This is a genomic window from Terrihalobacillus insolitus (assembly GCF_028416575.1).
In the GTDB taxonomy this organism is placed as follows: Bacteria; Bacillota; Bacilli; order Bacillales; family Amphibacillaceae; genus Terrihalobacillus; species Terrihalobacillus insolitus.
Genome location: NZ_JAMQKB010000003.1, coordinates 166,842 through 183,388, shown reverse-complemented (window position 1 = coordinate 183,388; position 16,547 = coordinate 166,842). Strand labels below are relative to the sequence as shown.

Genomic DNA, 16,547 nt, shown 5'->3' with positions numbered 1-16,547 from the left:
TAAAATAGTGAAAATACTAATTTAAAAGTACTTGTTCAAAAAGTTTAAAAGGTGGTGGTTGTATGGGTTGGATTTATTTTACTCTTATCTTTCTATTTTTACTTATTATGATTTTATTATTTCGAGTCTATGTGACGATTCATTATATATATGAAGATAATGAGAACAAGCTTGTGATTAAAATACATCTTTGGAAAATACCCATGATCCATAAAACCATTGACTTGAATGATGAAATGTGGTCGGAAATTGAAAAAACGACACAAAATATACCTGAACGCGAACAAGAAATAAACAGTGTTGAAGCAATCTTTAACAAGATAAAGTCTATTAAAAATAAAATTCTTGAAATATTTGAGATGAAACCACTTTTTCTACCGTTCATCAAAAAAATACATATTAACCAATTTTCCTGGAAGTCGAAAATAGGTACAGGGAATGCAGGTTCGACTGGAATGGTGTGTGGGGGTGTTTGGACGATGAAGGGGGGAATCACTGGCATACTCCATTCGTATACAACCGTTGTAAATCGCCCGATTCTTATCGTTACACCACTTTTTCAGTCCAAGTACGCAAAAACGGAATTAACATGTATGCTATCCGTACGCCTCGGACAAACTATATACGCATTCATGTATTTGTTAAGGAGACGAAAACAATATTCTACAGAGTGGAAGAAAAATAAGGTTTAACCGAGGAGGAAGCGAAATGAGCGAACATCCAATTCAAGGTTTAATGACTACAGCAATGGAAAATCTAAAAGACATGATCGATGTTAATACCATTGTAGGAGACCCCATTGAATCACCAGATGGAAGTGTTATTATTCCCGTATCTAAAGTAGGTTTTGGTTTTGCAGCAGGTGGGAGTGAGTTTAATCCAAGTCAAAGCCAAAGTGGAAGTGATTCTGAAGGTGATTCGGAAAGCTTTTATCCTTTTGGTGGTGGAAGTGGTGGAGGCGTCTCCATTACGCCGATCGCTTTTTTAATTGTCAACGATAAAGGTGTCCAAATGGTACACTTGGATGAGAATACGCATTTGTATGAGCGGTTGCTAGATCTTGCACCACAAGCGGTTGAAAAAATCCAAGATCTATTAAAAGGTACCACATTAGAAAAAGGAAACAAAGATAAGAAAAAAGACAAGCCGAAGAAAAAAGAAAAAAAGAAAGAGCAAGATGCACATCAGGAAGATGAAGAGGATGAAGATGAAGAATAAAAGTAAATAGTAGACAACCTAAAGAACTGCCTTCATACTAATAAAAAGGCAGTTTTTTAATGCCATCAATCGGAAATTCAAATGTATAGTCATAGCCCTTACATAATAATACATACCAACAAACGGAGGCAAGAAATCGTGGAACAAACAAAAGTAGAAACAGCATTTCAATGGTTAGATAAAACGACTGAATTAATCCAACAACAAATGAATGTTCCATACCTTGATAGTCTCAGTATCACACTATCATATATGATGGGTAAGGAAACTTTGGAGGAACAAAATGATCTATTAAAGCAACAGTTGGAGAAAAAAGCAAAGGAATTGAATATTTTCCAATACGAAAAAGAAGTGTTAAGGAAAACGATCCAGCTTGCAACATTAAAAGGAATGAAGGATGCAACCCAGCAACAGCATTTAATAACCCCTGACACTGTTGCAATGTTTATCGGTTATCTGTCGGAAAAACTAATCGGCAAAAACGATCATGTTCGGCTATTTGACCCAGCGTGTGGGACGGGAAATTTGCTTACAGCAGTAGTAAATCGATTATCAGGAAATAAGCAGGCTTATGGCAGTGAAGTAGACCCCACTCTAATTCAATTAGCTCTTATGAATGCAAACGTTCAGCAGCTTGATATTGAATACTTCCATCAGGATAGTTTACGCCCGTTTTTGTTAGAACCAGTTGATCTAGTAGTGTCAGACCTGCCAGTTGGTTATTATCCAGATGATGTTCAAGCAAGTCAGTATGAACTAAAGGCAGAGGAAGGTCATTCCTATTCCCATCATTTATTTATAGAACAAGGTATTAAATATGCGAAAGAGGGAGGGTATCTCGTTTTTGTCATTCCAAACTTCCTTTTTGAAAGTGAACAGTCTAGTCAATTAAATAGATTCTTACACAAGCATGCTCACGTTATTGGGTTATTACAGCTACCTTTAAGCATGTTTAAACTAGAAAAAAATGCAAAGAGTATTTTTATCCTTCAGAAAAAAGGACGGGCTACAAATGCTCCAAAAGAAGCCTTAATGGCACAGCTTCCATCTTTTAAAAATCCCGTTGCGATGAATAAAATGTTGGACAAAATAAATCAATGGTTCCAGTCAGAGAATGGCAATGATGAGTAAATAATCAAAAGAGGTAGACACTAAATTATATGTTATAGAGGAGGTTCAAAAAGTCACCAAATGATAAGCTGCGCATCTCTTCGTTGGCTTGTTTTTCCGTTACTCACGTATTAAAAGCATATCCTTAGAAAAAGAAGAACACTTTTTCTTCGTGCGAGGTAATGCTTTCGAAGCAACAAGCTTTCGCTCCGTTACTCAAAACAGCGCCGCCTCGACCTGCTTGCGACGCACAGGACGTGCTAGTGTCGACGTTGCCACAGGACGTGGCGACATTAGTCGACCTTCTAATTTGCCGACTTTTTGAACACGCACTTAATAGGGGCTTCGCAACTTTGCGAAGCCTTTATTTCAAGTAAAATAATGAGAAAATAAAGACTTTAAATTAGGAAGCGTTGTCATCGCTAGTTATCCTTGCAAACCTATTGGGCTGGTGTTTTAATATGTATGGCGCAATGAATCACAAACCTAATTATGGGGGTTGAATGATCGTGAGTAGTAAAATTTTAGCAATAAACGCAGGTAGTTCTTCTTTAAAATTTCAATTGATCACCATGCCAGAGGAAACGGTATTAACGAAAGGATTAGTCGAGCGAATAGGATTAAATGATTCCATTTTCAGCATAGAAATAAATGGAGAAAAATATAAAGACATGGGTGATATAACAGATCATGAGCAAGCTGTCAAAGTGTTATTAGACAAATTGACTACATCAGGGATTATCCAATCATTAGAGGAAATTGATGCGATTGGACACCGGGTTGTTCATGGCGGCGAACGTTTTAGTGATTCTGTACAAATAACCGATGAGGTAATTAAAAATATAGAAGACGTATCGGATCTTGCTCCATTGCACAACCCTGCCAATTTGACGGGAATAAGAGCATTTAGAAGTATCTTACCAAATGTACCAGCAGTTGCCGTTTTTGATACGGCATTTCATCAAACAATGCCAGAACAGTCCTATTTATACAGCTTACCGTATGAATACTACAAAAAATATGGTATTCGAAAATATGGGTTTCATGGCACATCACATAAATATGTTTCCCAGAGAGCGGCAGAGCTTATCGGTGTCCCGCTTGATCAGCTCAGGCTCCTTTCTTGCCACCTGGGAAATGGAGCAAGCATTGCTGCAATTGAACATGGACAATCAATTGACACTTCTATGGGCTTTACACCGCTTGCAGGAGTGACAATGGGTACACGTTCAGGCAATATTGATCCTGCCTTAATTCCTTATATTATGGACAAAACAGGAAAAACAGCTGCTGAAGTAATGAACGTCCTAAATAAAGAAAGCGGAATGCTGGCACTTTCTGGTTTTTCCAGCGATTTAAGAGATATTGAGGAAAAGGCTTCGGATCAGGATAAACGCGCTCAACTTGCTCTTGAAGTTTTCGCATCTCGAATACACAAATATATCGGTTCCTATGCTGCTCGGATGCATGGAATAGACGCCATCATTTTTACTGCAGGCGTGGGTGAAAACAGTTCAGAAATTCGTGCTCGTGTATTAAAAGGGCTTGAGTTTATGGGTGTATATTGGGATCCTGCCTTGAACAGTATTCGTGGTAAAGAAACCTTTATTAATTATCCACACTCGCCAGTAAAGGTAATCGTCATCCCAACAAATGAGGAAGTCATGATTGCGAGGGACACCGTACGATTGACACAACATGTTATGAATCATTAATCTTGCAACACATTAAAAACCAATGTTGAATATCACATTGGTTCTTTTATGCTTAATTTTAGTATAATGAGGCTAATGAAGAACAAGTAACATGGAGGGAAGTATTGTGAGTCGAGAGGAGATAGAACAACAAATACGAGATTGGGAAAAAGAACAAAAAAACGTCCAAACAAATGAGCGCATACGATTATTCGAAAAATGGACAGAGGACCTATTTCACCTTATACCTATAAAAGATCAAGAAACTTTTTTTCAACATATTGATCAATGGCTTTTTCACACCCATGCATTACTGCAAAATGTACCACTAGGTAAGCATGCGGTAGAAAATGTCCTGCAAACGGGCAAAATTTTTAATACGGACATTCGGTCGGTTGAAGATATGAAACAATTGTCGATCGACCAGTTGACCTATATTGCAAAGGATCAAATTTCGAGTAATAGATGGATTTCAATTATCCAAGGAGGATTGACTGGTACAGGTCGTATTTCGTTCGTAGGACTAGATTTGCCACTTGCGATTTTAATCAACCTTCGACTTGTTTATGTAATTGGTTCTACTTTTGGTTATGAGATGCGAAAGCCTTATGAAATGATGATTGCCCTAAAAGTGTTTCATGCTGCTAGTCTCCCTAAACGGCTTCAATCAGAGGCATGGGCTTCCTTACAAGATGAACTTACATTAAATCATCATGGGTATATGTATGAAGGCGATGAACATACCACTAATGTAAGGTCGATGCATCAACCATTGAGACAAATCGTGAAAAATCTATTCCTAATCAGACTAAGAAATAAAAAGACTTCACGTTTTCCATTCATAAGGGTGGGTGTTAGTGCTTATTTAAATGATCAGTTAACATATCAAGTTGGAGAATTTACACTTCGATTTTATCAAAAAAGGTTTTTAACAGAAGAAAGAAGGTAAGAGAGGAAAATGTCAGTAGAGGAACATAAAAGAGAAGCACGCTGGGATGTCCGTTGTAAAATTATAACGATCAGTGATACAAGATCGATGGAAACAGATAAAAGCGGACAACTGATGAAGGAGAAGATGATTGCTGTTGGACACGAGGTGGCAGCTTATGAAATCGTGAAGGATGAAAGGAATGCCATCTATCAAGCTGTTCAAAAAGGAATACAGGATCCCGAAATTAATATAGTACTAACAAATGGGGGAACGGGAATAGCGAAAAGGGATGTAACGATCGAAACAGTTCAACGACTGTTTGACAAAGAACTGGTTGGTTTTGGTGAATTGTTTCGTATGTTAAGTTACACCGAAGATATTGGTGCAGCGGCAATGTTGTCAAGAGCTGTTGCAGGTGTAGCAGGCGATACCGCTATTTTTTCAACACCTGGTTCGAGTGGCGCGGTCATCCTAGCAATGGATCGTCTCATTGTTCCTGAACTTCCCCACATTGTTCGAGAATTAAAAAAAGACATGTAGAGGTTGTTCAAAAAGTCACCAAATGATAAGCGGCGCATCTCTTCGTTAGCTTGTTTTTCCGTTGCTCATGTATCTGAAACCATACACTCCGCTACTCAAAACTACGCTGCCTCGACCTGCTTGCTTCTAATTTGCCGACTTTTTGAACACGCACATGGGAGACAAGCTGAAGAACGCTTGTCTCTTAAATTTGTGTTTAGCCTCGAACGACGAGCACATCACACGAAGCATAGCGGGTGATGCTTTCTGATACACTGCCAATCAAAAAGCGTTCCACTGCATTCAATCCAGTCGCACCACATATGATTAGATCCGCCCCATGGTTAGGTGCGATGTCTTTGGCAATTTTGATTTTCGGTGATCCGTATTCTATATTTAATTCTACTTCTGTAATACCGACCGACTGGGCTTTTTGTTGATAGTGGCGCAGTAATTCTTCGGCGTGTCGCTCTGATCGAAGTGCAAGGGTTCGATCATATGCCTCTACAGTAGCGAAGGTTCTTGTGTCAATAACATGGGATAGAATTAGCTTGGCATTGTTACGCTTGGCGATGTCGAGTGCTTTGTCAAAAGCGAGCTCAGAGGCCTTTGACCCATCTAATGCAACTACTATTACCTTATATTCAAATTCCATTTCCCCACCCCTTCCACATATTATGAAAGCGTTTACTGTAATTATATTATAACATCTAATTGCTATGTAAAGAATCATTTATCTTTAAATGTTTTAGGGTTTTAGATCCCTACCTCTAAGCGAAGCGTAGGTGGGAATTTCCAATCAGATGGAGTCGAGACTCCATCTGATTCACCGATGTTTCAGCTTGCTGAAACGAGTTCGCTTTCACTAATAAAACTTCTCATTAGAAATTATAGGGATTATCCTGTAAGATGATAAAGTTAGAATGTAACAGAGAATTGCCCTAGGAGGGGTAGTGATGGGACATGCGTTAATAACTGCTGGTACAAAAGGGTTGGGAAAAAAAGTAACGGAAGCGTTTCTTGAAAAAGGTCACAATGTCACGGTATCGTATCGCAGTGATGTAAAAAAGGCAGAAGAACTGCTCACAGCATTTTCATCTTACAAAAACAATGTTCAATTGATTCAAGCAGATGTAACCATACCGGAAGATTTAGAGAGTTTAGTACAACAGGCCGTTGCTAAATTTGGTGGTATTGATTATTTAATTAATAATGCAGGACCCTTTATTTTTGATAGGAAAAAATTAATGGATTATACTCAACAAGAATGGGATGACATGATCAGAGGGAATCTGGATTCTTTTTTTCATTTACTGAAGCTGACGATCCCACATATGCGAAATAATCGTTTCGGTCGAGTGATAACCTATGGATTCCAAGGAGCTCATACAGCAGCTGGTTGGCTTTATCGGTCTGCCTTTGCAGCGGCTAAGGTAGGATTAGTTTCGTTAACGAAAACGATTGCCTATGAGGAAGCGGAATATGGAATAACCTCCAATATGGTTTGTCCAGGAAATATTGTAGGTGAAATGAAAGAAGCGTCCATTAATGAAAGTCGTCTTATTCCGAATAAAGAAACGCCAATTGGAAGGTCAGGAACTGGGGCAGATATTGCTCGGACAGTGTTATTTTTATGTGAGGACGACTCAGATATGATTACTGGTTCTGTTTTTGAAATAACTGGGGGGCTAGACGTTATTCATCGATACCGTTAAATCTGTACACATAATAGGAACTTTGATACAATGAAAATGCTTTCATTATGTTTGTTCTATTTTAAAGGTTGTTCAAAAAGTCACCAAATGATAAGCTGCGACTTTTTGAACACGCACTTATAACAAGTTATTTTATTGGAGGTTATGAAGTTGAAAATCGGCGTACCAAAGGAAATAAAAAACAATGAAAATCGTGTTGCAATGACACCAGCAGGGGTAATTTCACTTAAGCATGCAGGTCATCACGTATTTGTAGAAACAGAAGCAGGGCTAGGTTCTGGTTTCACGGATGAGCAATATATTTTAGCAGGTGCGGAGATCGTTTCAACTGCAAAAGAAGCATGGCAGCAAGAAATGGTAATGAAAGTAAAAGAGCCACTATCAGAAGAATATGATTACTTTTACGAAGGCCTTATCCTTTTTACATATTTACATTTAGCTGCTGAACCAGCACTAACAAAAGCTTTAATTGATAAAAAAGTAGTAGGCATTGCCTATGAAACTGTTCAATTACAAAATGGATCGTTACCATTACTGACCCCTATGAGTGAGGTTGCAGGACGAATGGCATCTCAAATTGGTGCACAGTTCTTGGAAAAATCAAAGGGTGGAAAAGGAATTTTACTAGCAGGAATTCCTGGTGTGAAAAGAGGGAAAGTTACGGTAATTGGTGGTGGTGTTGTCGGAACAAACGCAGCTAAGATTGCGGCTGGGCTAGGTGCAGACGTTACAATTATGGACTTGAATCCTGAACGGTTACGGCAATTGGATGATATTTTTGGATCATCGATCAATACGTTTATGTCCAATCCATTAAATATCGCGGATGCCTTATCAGAGTCAGACCTTGTTATAGGAGCCGTGCTTATTCCAGGAGCAAAAGCACCAAAACTTGTTACCGAGGATATGGTGAAATCGATGAAAGATGGTTCGGTCATTGTTGATGTAGCCATTGATCAAGGTGGCATTTTTGAAACGACAGACAGAATTACCACTCATGACAATCCAACCTATGTGAAGCATGGGGTACTCCATTATGCAGTAGCGAACATGCCGGGAGCAGTCCCAAGAACTTCAACAATCGGTCTTACAAATGTTACGGTTCCGTATGCATTGCAGCTTGCAAACAAAGGCTATCAACAAGCATGTCTAGATAATTCTGCACTACTAAAAGGGATTAACACATTGGATGGATATGTTACCTATAAAGCGGTAGCAGAATCCCATCAGCTTGACTATGCCAGTGCTGAAGAACGATTAAACAGTTAACTACAAAGACACAAGGATTTTTAACATCCTAAAAAAAAGGGGAACGATGGATCGTAATGACTGTCGTTTCCCCTTTTTAAGATTACTCGATCACTTGAAGCTCTTTTGGATACGTGGTAAGCAACTCTGCTCCTTCCTCTGTCATGACAATCTCGTCCTCAATACGTACACCACCAACATTAGGGACATAAATACCTGGTTCAATTGTAAAGGACATGCCTGATTGAAGGGTCAAATTGTTTTCACTAGTTAAAGAAGGATATTCGTGTACATCAATTCCGATTCCGTGTCCAATTCGGTGTGTGAAATATTCCCCATATCCTGCAGCCGAAATGTAATGTCTAGCGGCTTGATCTAAAGTACCAACCGTTTTTCCGAGCTGTGCGGCTTCAATCGCCTTTTCTTGACCTCGTAAAACGGCTTGGTATATTTTTTCTTGCTCTGGATTAATCTCTTGATAGGCTATTGTTCTCGTAATATCAGAACAATACCCATTATAGACTACACCTAAATCGAATAAAACAAGATCTCCTGCTTTGATTTTGTTTAGTCCAGGTGTGCCGTGTGGTGATGCTGTATTTTTGCCAGCGAGAACCATAGTAGAAAAAGACATTTCTCTTACGCCTTCTTTTTTAAGTGCATACTCAATCTCAGCGATCACGTCGAGTTCGCGTTTTCCTACTTGCAGTGCATCAACACCGACCTTTATCCCGTAATCAGCAAGCTTAGCAGCATGCTTCAGTGTATCCATCTCCTCTTTGTCTTTTATAAGACGCAGATCTGAAACTAGCTCCTTCCCCTCGATGAGTTCTGTAGAAGGGAGGACACCTTTGATGCTTTCATAACGATCAACGGTAAGGTGATCCTTTTCAATAGCAAGGGATTTTGGTTTTCTCTTTAATTGTTTTATGTAGTTTGAAAACAGTTTCCACGGGTTTTCGTCATCTGTGTAAGGAAGCAGAGCGCCTTTCCAACCAGCTTGCACCGCATCTTGTTTTTCCATTGCGGGTAAGATGAGAAGGGGATCATCCTTTTGGTCTAGATAAATTGCTACTAGTCGCTCGTGTGGTTCCGTATAGTAATTGCTTAAATAGAAGATATTAGCCTTCGATGTTAAAAACAAACTATCTACGTTTTTTTCTTTTAACATGTGTAAGAGCTTATTGATTCGAGTTTCCATGGTTTCCCCACCTTATAAAGTATAGTATACTTAGTATAACAAAGTGATTCTTCATTGACTGCAAAAATTTTTGAAACCTATTAGATGCGGTAATCGTACATATAAATGTAGGGTTGATCCAAAGGTGAGGTGGAAGAATTTGGGTATTTTTGACAAACTATTTAATAAGAAACAAAGTCAGGCACCGGTAAAGGAACGTACTCCACTGACAATTGAGGTTGGTGACATTGTCACGTACGATCTAGTCGAATATGAGGTGGTTGGAAAAATAACGTACCGGTCTCATGGGTATGAGTGGTTTGGCTATCAATTGTTAGAAGGGCATGATACGATCTGGCTCTCCGCAGAAATGGATGATGAATTGGAATTGGGCATGTATGAAAAAATTAATTTATCGGTAACTTCTCCATTTCCAAAGCAACTGACTTATCAAGACAAAACTTATGATTTAGATGAACAAGGTGAAGCTAGTGTTGTAGGTGAAGGACGAAGCAGAAATATAAATGGTCAGACGATTCAATATGCTGAATACGGTGATAACGAAGAAGAGCACTTTTTAAGTGTGGAATCATGGGGGAATGAGATCGAGGTTAGCTACGGATATCCGATCGAAGCCTATGAAATAAAGATTATTGCAGGTTCAAAAGAAATAGAGGAGGAAATGTAAATGTTTAAATTATTTAAACGGGTAAAAACGGTTGTTGGTGCGGAATTAAATACAATGCTCGATAAGGCAGAAGATCCTGTTAAAATGCTGGATCAATACATGAGAGATATGGCTGAGGATATGCGCGATGTAGAAGGGGCAGTTGCGAAACAGATTGCAAATGAAAAAATGTTAAAACGAAAGTATGAGGATGCACAATCAATTGTTGATAAACGACAAAAGCAAGCTGAAAAAGCAATTGATGCTGGGGATGAAGATCTAGCTCGTCGTGCACTTCAAGATAAAAAGGATCACGAACAACAAGCAACTGTTTTGAAAGAATCTTGGGACAGGGCTAAAAGTGATGCAACAAACCTTCGTGAGAAACTAGACGAAATGAAAAATGAATATCGTGAAATGAAGTTAAAGAAGGATTCGCTAAAAGCACGTGCGGAATCAGCGAAAACCAGAACAAAAATGAATCGAACCATGTCCTCTGTTGGGAACGACGAATCAAAACAAGGGTTTGAGCGAATGGAAGAAAAAGTATTACAGTTTGAAGCAGAAGCAGAGACGAGTGAGGATATGTCTTCTTCTAGTCGATCCCTTGATGATGAGTTTGAAGAAATGGACAAAAAAGATGGGGTTGACGATGAACTAGCAGCATTGAAAAAGAAGCTAGGAAAAGAATAATAAGTTAGGCAAAGCACCAAGAGTAGATGTGAAACAAGATGCATCAGGTAAACCTTTTGTTAAGCAATCCCAAGGGTTTACCTTTGCCTTTTTTACAAGATAAAAAAATAGACTAAAATCGCTCGTTTTCGTATAAAAGGTTGTTCAAAAAGTTACCAAATGATAAGTGGCGCATCTTCTTGCCCACGACGGCTCATAATAAATACAGAAGGGAGGCATTTCACTATATGAAAAAATGGCTTTTTGGCACACTCACCCTTCTAGGTATAGGTATACTGGCTGGTTGTGGACCTGCCTCTTTTTCAGAATTAACAGGTTCACCAGAAAACGGTACTCCTTTTTCTTCACAAGAAGATATCGATGAAGCCATTCCTGAAGAACCAACCAAAGAGGAGATTTCCCAAAAGATAAAGAAAGCAAATGGTAATGATATAGAAGGAATAATACAGGATAACTTTTTTCTGTTAGATGTTGTTTCGAGTGATAATGAAAATGCAAAAGTTTATGCTACACAACGGTTTACGGTCTCCGAGTTAGTGGAAACAATCACATCGGTTGTAGAACCAGATGAAAAAAGTGAGTTAAAGGATAACCAACAAATCTTAATATATCCAAATACGTTTGTTACGTTCAAACAAAGCGACATCGCTTCAAATACCGTTCTAATGGAAGTAGCAAGTGATCAGTTTGTCCGAAATAATTACTCACCTAACTATCTGAATACATTTTTTACCTTTATGCTGCTGAATCGTATGCTTGACAGGAATAATTGGGCCCAGAATCGGGCTGATCAATGTCGAAATGGAGCCTGTTATGGAGGATATACGAATGGAAGAAATTATTCGGGAGGAACTACATCGAAAAGAGGGATGTCCAGTTTCCGAGGCGGCGGCCCGAGTGCAGGAAAATAAATAGGGAGGTTTTTTAGTATGGGACCATTTATTGCTACATTTCTTTATTTTGCGATTGCCATTATCATTGTGCTAATCGGACTTATTATTTTTGAACAGATCACAACAAAGTACAAAGACTGGGAAGAAATTGGTGAAGGTAACACTGCGGTTGCCTTATCCGTTGGTGGTAAAATAATAGGGATCTGTATTATTTTAGCTTTTGCAGTGTACAACAGTGTCGTCATTTGGGAAACACTTATTTGGGGTGCTTATGGCGTAGTTCTACAGATGATCGCATATTACTTGTTTGAAGCACTTACTACCAAATACTCTGTAGAAGAAAAAATAAAAGAAAACAATGTTGCAGTAGGAATCGTATCCATGACTGTTTCTATTGGATTAGCTTTTGTAATTGGCGCATCGATTACATAGAAGTGTTGTAGAAAGAAAAGGTCTGACCTTCGTGCCAAAGGTCAGACCTTTTCTTTTCACATGATTTTTTATATCGGAGTGAGGGAAAATGAAGCAGGATTCGGTTAAACAAAGTATGTTTATTTACTGGGCATCTGGGATTGTTTCCATATGTGGTATTATATTTGAGGTTCTGTTTGGTGCACTTGGTTCCTATATTTTAGGGGATGGTGTAAAGCAATACACGCTTACGATATCGTTGTTTTTAACTGGGATGGGTGTTGGGGCTAGTCTTAGCGAGAAAGTGATGAAAAACCTTGTCATTGCTTTTGTGTACATTGAATTTCTTGTCGCCCTTATTGGGGGTTTTTCAAGCTTTACTATGTTTGGAATTACAGCTTTTTCCCCGGCAGGAACCGATGCATTGTTTTTGTATATGATTACTTTTGTGATCGGTGCCCTTACTGGTGTCGAGCTTCCGATACTCATACGCAAGGCAAACGAAATTGGTGTTTCGCTGCACAGAAGCACAGCACGGGTTCTTTTTTCGGACTATGCTGGTGGATTGATTGGCGGACTACTGTTTGTATTTTTTTTACGGCCACAATTAGGTATGGTAAAAACGGCCTTTTTTGTAGGGTTGATTAATTTAACCGTTGCTCTTCTTATACTTTGGTTTTTCCGACAGGAGATAAAACGAAAAGGAATTCATTTTTTGATTGGTATAGTGATAGGCATTCTTTTGATCATTGGGCTTCTTTTTGGAGAAGAAATGGCATTTAGTTTTGAACAAAAACTCTATCAAGATCCAATCATTTATATGGAAGAAAGTAAATATCAAAAAATTGTTGTGACCCAAAATCAAGGGGATACGAGACTTTACCTAAATGGAGGCTTGCAGTTTAGTTCTATTGATGAATATCGATACCATGAAGTGTTGGTTCATCCTGTCATGGCACAGGCAAGGAATCCTAAAAACGTTCTCATTTTAGGTGGGGGAGATGGGATTGCTGCGAAAGAAGTATTGAAGCATGAAGAAGTGGAAAATGTTACATTAGTCGACCTCGATCCTGCGGTAGTAAGCCTGGCCAACTCCAATTATAAGATCCTTCAATTAAATGAAGGTTCGTTGCAAAACGAAAAAATACGTGTACTGAATCAGGATGCATTTAATTTTTTAGAGAATACGGATGATTGGTACGATGTTATTATTGTAGATCTACCAGACCCAAACAATGAAAGTTTAAACAAGCTGTATACGAAGGAATTTTATTCATTAGCTCGTAATCATTTGAAGCCAGATGGTGCAATGATGGTGCAGGCAACAAGCCCTGTTTTTGCCACGTCTGTTTATTGGACGATCTCCAAAACGATTGCCTCCACAGGATTAGAAATTGAAAATTTTCATGTTGATGTCCCAAGCTTTGGGAATTGGGGGTTCGTGATGGCAAGTCGACAACCGATACAAGTGTCGGAGATGGAAGTAGACGTTCCAACTCGTTTTTTAACGGAAGAAATGCTTTTAGGTCTGACGGAATTTGGCAAGGATGAAGATAGTACGATTCGAAATGATGACGGGGAAGTAATCGAGCTTTCGCCAAACACATTGATTGATCCACGTTTAATTCAATTATATGAAAGTTCGTGGAAATACTACTAGAGGGTAGTTGGAGTTTGATAACGGACTTTTAGAAAATCGTTAAAGTGGGTAAAGGAATTTTGACTCTTTTTTTAGTAATAGTTATAGAGGGTAGAAAACTGAGAATTTAAGAGGAGAGTGTTAATGATGCAAGTATCTTTTCATGGACAATCCGCAGTCCAGATTAAAACGTCAAACCATACCATTCTTATCGATCCATTCATTACTGGAAATGACAAAAGCGATCTGGATGCAGGTAAGGTAGATGCAGACGTCATTTTACTTACCCATGGACATAATGATCATGTTGGCGATACGATTTCAATCGCTAAGCGTAACGAGGCATTAGTAGTAGCACCAAATGAGCTTGCCAACTACCTGGCGTCGAGGGGGTTAAATACACACCCTATGCACATTGGCGGTGCCCATACGTTTGAGTTTGGAAAAGTAAAACTTACTCAAGCCTTTCATGGTTCTGCCTTTGTTGATGAAGATGGAGTTAGTCATTACACAGGCATGCCAGCTGGAATCCTGTTTAGTGCAGAAGGTAAGACGATTTATCATGTAGGAGACACAGGACTATTCTCTGATTTGAAATTAATCGGGGAACGAAACAATATTGATCTTGCTTTCATTCCAATCGGGGATAATTTCACGATGGGACCAGAAGATGCATTGGTTGCAGCAGAGTGGATCAAGGCCAAAACGGTTGTGCCAATCCATTACAATACATTCCCATTAATTGAACAGGATGGGGATGCATTTGCAGAAAAAGTGACACCAGGGAAGGGAATAGCGTTAAAGCCTGGGGAAGGCTTCGAACTCTAAGATAGATATAGCAGGGAGCACTCAATTGGTGCTCCTTTTTATATGGTATAGGAATAGTCACGAGTAGAATCCGCATTATCACTTATTAAAAACATGTTTCCTAAAATAGAAGCATAAAATGAAAAATAAACATTTGAATGTAAAGGGGAGATCATCGATGAAACAATATGCGCTACTACGTATACTTTTAGCTGGCTTTTTTCTATATGTTGCTTGGCCTTCCATTAATGGTCAGATGACACAATTATCATCTATTTTTTGGGCTGGATGGCTCGTGTTTTTATTATTAGTAGTAGGAGCCAATTTCGCTACACTGTTAAAGATGACGAAGCCACCTGTAATGGAACAGGAAAAAAAGCAACCTGTTCAAGTCGGAAACAATTGAAGCCATCCCTATTCATCTGTATAATAACAATTAAGTGAAACGGACTAGTACAGATGGAAAGAATGGTGAACAGGTTGGGAACAAAACATGAGCAAATTCTATCATTCATTGAATCACTTTCAGTTGGAAACAAAATTTCTGTCAGGCAAATTGCTAAGGAATTAAATGTAAGTGAAGGAACCGCTTATCGAGCGATCAAAGAAGCTGAAAACGAAGGATTAGTAAGTACGATAGAACGCGTTGGTACGATTCGAATTGAACGAAAGCAAAAGGAAAATTTTGAGCGACTTACCTTTGCCGAAGTAATCAGTATTGTGGACGGACAAGTACTTGGGGGAAGAGAAGGACTTTATAAGACGTTAAATCGATTTGTTATTGGAGCGATGAAGCTCGACGCCATGATGCGATACACAGAGAAGGATTCTTTATTAATTGTAGGGAATCGAATAAAAGCTCATGAGCTAGCAATTCAAGCTGGAGCTGCTGTTTTAATTACAGGAGGTTTTGATACAGAGGAACACGTAAAAAAACTAGCCGATGAAAAAGAGCTGCCGATTATGTCGACAAGCTATGATACATTTACCGTAGCGGCCATGATAAACCGAGCAATTTATGATCAATTGATTAAAAAGGAAATTGTGTTAGTCGGCGATATTTATACACCATTTGAAGACGCTTATTACTTAAAAGCGAAGGATCGATTAGAAAGATGGTATCAATTTAACGAAGAAACAACACATAGTCGATACCCTGTTGTCGATGAGAATAATAGGGTTACTGGGATGGTTACTTCTAAAGATGTGATTGGAAAAGAAAAATCAAGCCTAATTGAAAAGGTGATGACCAAGAATCCAATGACGGTTCAAACGAAAACGTCGTTGGCCTATGCCGCACATATGATGGTTTGGGAAGGAATCGAAATCATGCCTGTTGTGGACACTCACCACAAACTTACTGGATTAATCTCACGACAAGATGTATTGAAAGCATTGCAGTATATTCAACGACAGCCTCAAATCGGGGAAACGATAGACGATATTGTTTCGAGTCGTCTTGAAATAGGGGAAGAAAGTAATAACAAGACAATATATCATGCAGAGATCACGCCACAGATGACCAATCAGCTCGGAACTTTATCTTATGGGGTTTTTACATCCATTGTTACGGAATCAAGCAGCAGACTACTGCGCCACTATAAAAAAGGTGACCTTGTTGTTGAAAATATTTCGATTTACTTTATTAAGCCCGTTCAGTTGGAAAGTAAACTTGAAGTTAGACCGCGAATTCTTGAAGTTGGGCGTAAGTTTGCCAAGGTAGATGTGGAAGTGTTTAATGATCGAACGCTAGTTGGAAAAGCGTTGCTGATGGCACAATTAATCGATCGTTAAAATCATGAACCCCCTTGCACCTATGCAA

18 protein-coding genes are annotated in these 16,547 nt (G+C 38.9%); 16 read left to right on the top strand and 2 right to left on the bottom strand.

Translation table 11 applies throughout. From position 1 onward, the window contains the following. The first annotated feature begins 62 nt into the window (after positions 1 to 62). The 6 genes from NC797_RS05760 (at position 63) to NC797_RS05735 (ending at position 5,493) form a co-directional block, all read left to right on the top strand. Positions 63 to 692, top strand: a complete 630-nt coding sequence (locus tag NC797_RS05760; protein ID WP_272435805.1) for a DUF2953 domain-containing protein — start codon at positions 63 to 65, stop codon at positions 690 to 692. Positions 693 to 708: 16 nt separating this feature from the next. Continuing rightward, complete coding sequence (gene ytfJ / locus NC797_RS05755) at positions 709 to 1,218, top strand: GerW family sporulation protein (protein WP_272435804.1); 510 nt, start codon at positions 709 to 711, stop codon at positions 1,216 to 1,218. A 138-nt stretch (positions 1,219 to 1,356) separates the two neighbouring features. Next, entirely contained in the window at positions 1,357 to 2,349 is a 993-nt protein-coding gene (locus NC797_RS05750; RefSeq protein ID WP_272435803.1) for a class I SAM-dependent methyltransferase, read from the top strand. A 488-nt stretch (positions 2,350 to 2,837) separates the two neighbouring features. Further along, complete coding sequence (locus tag NC797_RS05745) at positions 2,838 to 4,043, top strand: acetate kinase (RefSeq protein ID WP_272435802.1); 1,206 nt, start codon at positions 2,838 to 2,840, stop codon at positions 4,041 to 4,043. A 106-nt stretch (positions 4,044 to 4,149) separates the two neighbouring features. After that, positions 4,150 to 4,971 carry an EcsC family protein gene (locus NC797_RS05740; RefSeq protein WP_272435801.1) on the top strand — a complete coding sequence of 274 codons (822 nt, stop codon included), beginning with the start codon at positions 4,150 to 4,152 and terminating at the stop codon, positions 4,969 to 4,971. Positions 4,972 to 4,980: 9 nt separating this feature from the next. Continuing rightward, positions 4,981 to 5,493, top strand: a complete 513-nt coding sequence (locus tag NC797_RS05735) for a MogA/MoaB family molybdenum cofactor biosynthesis protein (RefSeq protein ID WP_272435800.1) — start codon at positions 4,981 to 4,983, stop codon at positions 5,491 to 5,493. Positions 5,494 to 5,689: 196 nt separating this feature from the next. On the opposite strand, the gene NC797_RS05730 is transcribed toward NC797_RS05735, so the two are convergent. After that, complete coding sequence (locus NC797_RS05730) at positions 5,690 to 6,127, bottom strand: universal stress protein (RefSeq protein ID WP_272435799.1); 438 nt, start codon at positions 6,125 to 6,127, stop codon at positions 5,690 to 5,692. Positions 6,128 to 6,428: 301 nt separating this feature from the next. Between NC797_RS05730 and NC797_RS05725 the strand changes: the two genes are divergently transcribed. Together NC797_RS05725 and ald are read left to right on the top strand one after the other, a co-directional pair. After that, a complete protein-coding gene (locus NC797_RS05725) occupies positions 6,429 to 7,187 on the top strand; it encodes an SDR family oxidoreductase (RefSeq protein ID WP_272435798.1) in 759 nt (252 codons plus the stop codon). Between the two features lie 150 nt (positions 7,188 to 7,337). Then, positions 7,338 to 8,456, top strand: a complete 1,119-nt coding sequence (gene ald / locus NC797_RS05720) for an alanine dehydrogenase (RefSeq protein WP_272435797.1) — start codon at positions 7,338 to 7,340, stop codon at positions 8,454 to 8,456. An 82-nt stretch (positions 8,457 to 8,538) separates the two neighbouring features. Here ald and NC797_RS05715 read toward each other — a convergent pair whose 3' ends face one another. After that, the gene (locus NC797_RS05715; RefSeq protein ID WP_272435796.1) at positions 8,539 to 9,636 is read right to left on the bottom strand and encodes a M24 family metallopeptidase; all 1,098 of its coding nucleotides are present in this window, start codon (positions 9,634 to 9,636) and stop codon (positions 8,539 to 8,541) included. A 139-nt stretch (positions 9,637 to 9,775) separates the two neighbouring features. Between NC797_RS05715 and NC797_RS05710 the strand changes: the two genes are divergently transcribed. The 8 genes from NC797_RS05710 to NC797_RS05675 all read left to right on the top strand — a co-directional run bounded on the left by NC797_RS05710 (position 9,776) and on the right by NC797_RS05675 (position 16,519). Continuing rightward, positions 9,776 to 10,303 carry a DUF4178 domain-containing protein gene (locus NC797_RS05710; RefSeq protein WP_272435795.1) on the top strand — a complete coding sequence of 176 codons (528 nt, stop codon included), beginning with the start codon at positions 9,776 to 9,778 and terminating at the stop codon, positions 10,301 to 10,303. Further along, complete coding sequence (locus NC797_RS05705; protein WP_272435793.1) at positions 10,304 to 10,975, top strand: PspA/IM30 family protein; 672 nt, start codon at positions 10,304 to 10,306, stop codon at positions 10,973 to 10,975. A gap of 227 nt (positions 10,976 to 11,202) precedes the next feature. Continuing rightward, positions 11,203 to 11,886, top strand: coding sequence for a DUF4247 domain-containing protein (locus NC797_RS05700; RefSeq protein ID WP_272435791.1), 684 nt, complete (start codon positions 11,203 to 11,205; stop codon positions 11,884 to 11,886). A gap of 18 nt (positions 11,887 to 11,904) precedes the next feature. After that, positions 11,905 to 12,300: a DUF350 domain-containing protein gene (locus NC797_RS05695; protein ID WP_272435790.1), complete on the top strand. Its 396-nt coding sequence runs from the start codon at positions 11,905 to 11,907 to the stop codon at positions 12,298 to 12,300. Positions 12,301 to 12,388: 88 nt separating this feature from the next. Further along, complete coding sequence (locus NC797_RS05690; protein WP_272435788.1) at positions 12,389 to 13,939, top strand: polyamine aminopropyltransferase; 1,551 nt, start codon at positions 12,389 to 12,391, stop codon at positions 13,937 to 13,939. A gap of 126 nt (positions 13,940 to 14,065) precedes the next feature. Continuing rightward, positions 14,066 to 14,746, top strand: a complete 681-nt coding sequence (locus tag NC797_RS05685; protein WP_272435837.1) for a metal-dependent hydrolase — start codon at positions 14,066 to 14,068, stop codon at positions 14,744 to 14,746. 157 nt (positions 14,747 to 14,903) lie between these two features. Then, complete coding sequence (locus tag NC797_RS05680) at positions 14,904 to 15,131, top strand: hypothetical protein (RefSeq protein ID WP_272435786.1); 228 nt, start codon at positions 14,904 to 14,906, stop codon at positions 15,129 to 15,131. 74 nt (positions 15,132 to 15,205) lie between these two features. Next, a complete protein-coding gene (locus NC797_RS05675) occupies positions 15,206 to 16,519 on the top strand; it encodes a DRTGG domain-containing protein (RefSeq protein ID WP_272435836.1) in 1,314 nt (437 codons plus the stop codon). Positions 16,520 to 16,547 lie beyond the last annotated feature (28 nt).